The organism is Sphaerotilus sp. (assembly GCF_013299175.1).
In the GTDB taxonomy this organism is placed as follows: Bacteria; Pseudomonadota; Gammaproteobacteria; order Burkholderiales; family Burkholderiaceae_C; genus Sphaerotilus.
This window is the reverse complement of record NZ_JAAFKF010000189.1, coordinates 1-3508: the sequence shown is the minus strand read 5'-3', so window position 1 is coordinate 3508 and position 3508 is coordinate 1. Positions and strand designations below refer to the sequence as shown.

The window sequence follows — 3508 nt, the reverse complement described above, 5'->3', positions numbered from 1 at the left end:
GGTTTCCAGCGTTGCTCGACCGGGAAGGTGCGCCCGCTGACGAGGATCACCGGCGCCGGCCCCTTGGCGGAGGCGAAGTGCTGGGCGAAGCGGTCGGCGTCGATGGTGGCCGAGGTGACGACGATCTTCAGGTCGGGCCGCCGGGGCAGGATCTGGCGCAGGTAGCCGAGCAGGAAATCGATGTTGAGGCTGCGCTCGTGGGCCTCGTCGATGATCAGGGTGTCGTAATTGCGCAGCAGCGGGTCGGACTGCGTCTCGGCGAGCAGGATGCCGTCGGTCATCAGCTTGACCGAGGCGCCGGCCTGCAGGCGGTCCTGGAAGCGCACCTTGTAGCCGACCACCTCGCCCAGCGGCGATTTCAGCTCGTCGGCGATGCGCTTGGCGACGGAGCTGGCGGCGATGCGGCGCGGCTGGGTGTGGCCGATCAGGCCCGAGCCGCCTGCGCCCAGGCCGCGGCCGAGTTCGAGCGCGATCTTGGGGATCTGCGTGGTCTTGCCGGAGCCGGTCTCGCCGCAGACGATGATGACCTGGTGGTCGCGCATCGCCTGGGCGATCTCGTCGCGCCGGGCCGAGACGGGCAGCGCGTCCGGGTAGGTGATCGGCGGAACGGGGTTGGCGGGGCGGCGCGTGGGCGCGGCGGCGGCCGTCCGCTTCGGCGGTGCGGCGGGAGGGGTGGGGAGCGTCGGGTTCACAGGGGGCGGATTATCGCCGTCCTGCCCCGCAGCCCGCTGCACTCAGGTCGGCGCGTCGCCCGGCATGCCGTATTCCATGATGTTGAGCACCGCACCCTGCGGATCCTGCAGCACCGCGAAGCGCCCGATGCCGGGAATGTCAGTCGGCTCGATGAGCACCCGCCCGCCCAATGCCGCGCACTCGCCCGCCGTCTCGTCGGCGCTGTCCACCGTCACGTAAGGGCACCAGTTGGGCGGCATCCCCGGCGGAGCGGTGGGCGGGATGCCCATGATGCCGCCGATGGGCTGGCCCTCGACCTTGAGGATGCGGTATGTGCCTTGCGGCATCGGCATCGTCTCCACCGTCCAGCCGAAAAGCTGGTGGTAGAAATCGGCCGAATGTACCGGGTCGGTCGTCATCAGCTCGTTCCAACTGATTGCGCCGTGGGTCTTGAAAGCGTCCATGCGGGTCTCCTGGGTGGGGATGCCCCGCATCGTGCGACGAGGGATTCACGTCGTCAAGTTGAGGAAACCAGCCCCCGCCGCCGATCCAGCGTCCACGCGGTCACACCCGCAAAACCCGGCCAGCGCCTGCAACGCCTCGTTGAACGCCGGCAGGAATTCGTCCCGATCGGGCAGCGGATCCTCGACATGCACGCTCAGCAGCTCGAAGCGCCGCTCGCGCCGATGGGCCTTGCAATCCACCCGCCCCACGAACCGGTCCCCGAACAGGATCGGCAGGCAGAAATACCCGTACACCCGCTTCGGCGCCGCCGTGTAGCACTCCAGCCGATAGTCCAGCCCGAACAAGCCACTCAACCGGTCCCGGTGGATCACCACGTTGTCGAACGGCGAGAGCAGGCGCACCACGCGGCGGGTGGTGGGCGGCGGGTGACCGAGGGCGGCCAGCGCCGCGGGGTCCACATAGGCATCCGGCAACGCTGCATCCTCCAGCGGTACCAGCGACCGAGCCGCGAGCCGTTCGTCCAGTGCGCGGCGCATCGCGTCCCGGATGGCCTGACCTGTCTTGAGATGCAGCAATTGCGCCCAAGTCACGATCCCATGCGCGCGCACCGCCGTGTCCAGCAGGTAGCGCGCAGACTCGTCCACCGTCGGCACGCGCAAGTCCAGCCCGCCGGGCAGCACCCGCTCGGCCAAGTCGTAGACCTTCTCCATCCCCTGGCGCTCGCACACCATCAGGTCGCCCTGCATGAAAAGCCGGGTGAGCGCGTGCTTGGCCGGCCCCGCCTGCCACCACCCGCCCTTCACGGTCGATGGCTGGTCCAGGCTGCGCAGCGTCAGCGGCCCGTCCAGGCGCACCCGGTCCAGGAGCTGGCGCATCACCGCCGCATCGGCCGGGGTGACGAGGCGGCTGCGCCCCTCGCGTACCGCGGCCATCAGCGGCAGACAAAACCGGTAGTCGCGCATCGGCAGGCAGGACGCCGCATGGAACCAGTGCTCGAACACCCGCCGCTCGCGCAGGAGCTGGTTCAGGTGCGCGGGTTCATAGCCCGGTACCCGGCTCCACAGAACATGGTGGTGCGCCCGCTCGATCACGGCCAGCGTGTCGATCTGGACATACCCGAGGTGCTCGATGGCCTGCAGCGCCCCGACCGCCCCATGACCAAAGACAGGCGACGCGCCCAGCCCTTGCTGGTTCAAGGCCAGTGACCTCAACAGTGTTTGCACGGCGTGCCCCTCTTGCTTGTCTTGCGCCACCACATTGTCCATGGCCCTGACCACCGGGCGTCTGCGGCAGGTGCTCAGGCACAATCCCGACCCCATGAGCCTCGTCTTCCCGCACACCTTCGTCCCCTGGTTCCGCTCGGTCGCGCCGCACATCCATGCGTACCACGGCAAGACCTTCGTGATCGCCATGGCCGGCGAGCTGATCGCCGCCGGCAAGCTCAACGCGTTCGTGCAGGATCTGTCGCTGCTGCACGCGATGGGCATCAAGCTCGTGCTGGTCCACGGCTTCCGACCCCAGGTCAACGAGCAGCTCCGCGCCAAGGGCCACGCCTCGCGTTTCAGCCACGGCAAGCGCATCACCGACCCCGTGGCGCTCGACTGCGCGCAGGAAGCGGCCGGCCAGTTGCGCTTCGAGATCGAGGCGGCGTTTTCGCAAGGGCTGCCGAACACGCCGATGGCCAATGCGACCGTGCGCGTCGTGTCGGGCAACTTCCTCACCGCCCGCCCGGTGGGCATCGTGGACGGCGTGGACTTCATGCACAGCGGCGTGGTGCGCAAGGTCGATTCGGCCACCATCCGCCGCGCCATCGACATCGGCGCGCTGGTGCTGCTGTCGCCGTTCGGTTTCTCTCCCACGGGCGAGGCGTTCAACCTGACGATGGAAGAAGTCGCCACCGCCACGGCCATCGCGCTGCAGGCCGACAAGCTGATGTTCATGACCGAGATCGCCGGCATCCGCGAAGACCTGAGCGACCCGGACAGCGCCATCGACACCGAACTGGCGCTGGCCGACGCCCGCCGCCTGCTGGCCCGCCTGCCCGAGCCGACCCAGCCCAGCGATCCGGCGTTCTACCTGCAGCACTGCGTCAAGGCGTGCGAAGGCGGCGTCGAGCGTTCGCACATCCTGCCCTTTGCCGGCGATGGCGCGGTGCTGATGGAGATCTTCACCCACGATGGCGTCGGCACGATGGTGGTGGACGAGAAGCTGGAAAGCCTGCACGAGGCCACCGCCGACGACGTGGGCGGCATCCTGCAACTGATCGAGCCGTTCGAGCGCGACGGCACGCTGGTCAAGCGCAGCCGCACCGAGATCGAGCGCGACATCACCACCTACACCGTCATCGAGCACGACGGCATCATCTTCGGCT

4 protein-coding genes are annotated in these 3508 nt (G+C 68.7%); 1 reads left to right on the top strand and 3 read right to left on the bottom strand.

The window, feature by feature from the left end; all coding sequences use genetic code 11:
- From QZW52_RS18970 to QZW52_RS18960, 3 genes are all read right to left on the bottom strand, one after another.
- The coding region (locus QZW52_RS18970) for a DEAD/DEAH box helicase (protein WP_434738369.1) at window positions 1–692 on the bottom strand (692 nt) is incomplete at its 3' end.
- A gap of 42 nt (window positions 693–734) precedes the next feature.
- On the bottom strand, window positions 735–1136 hold the full coding sequence (locus QZW52_RS18965; RefSeq protein ID WP_294001657.1) for a VOC family protein: 402 nt from the start codon (window positions 1134–1136) through the stop codon (window positions 735–737).
- A gap of 45 nt (window positions 1137–1181) precedes the next feature.
- A complete protein-coding gene (locus QZW52_RS18960) occupies window positions 1182–2360 on the bottom strand; it encodes a winged helix-turn-helix domain-containing protein (RefSeq protein WP_294001654.1) in 1179 nt (392 codons plus the stop codon).
- 94 nt (window positions 2361–2454) lie between these two features.
- Here QZW52_RS18960 and argA point away from each other — a divergent pair.
- Window positions 2455–3508: amino-acid N-acetyltransferase (argA, locus tag QZW52_RS18955; RefSeq protein ID WP_294001652.1), on the top strand; the 1054-nt coding region annotated here is incomplete at its 3' end.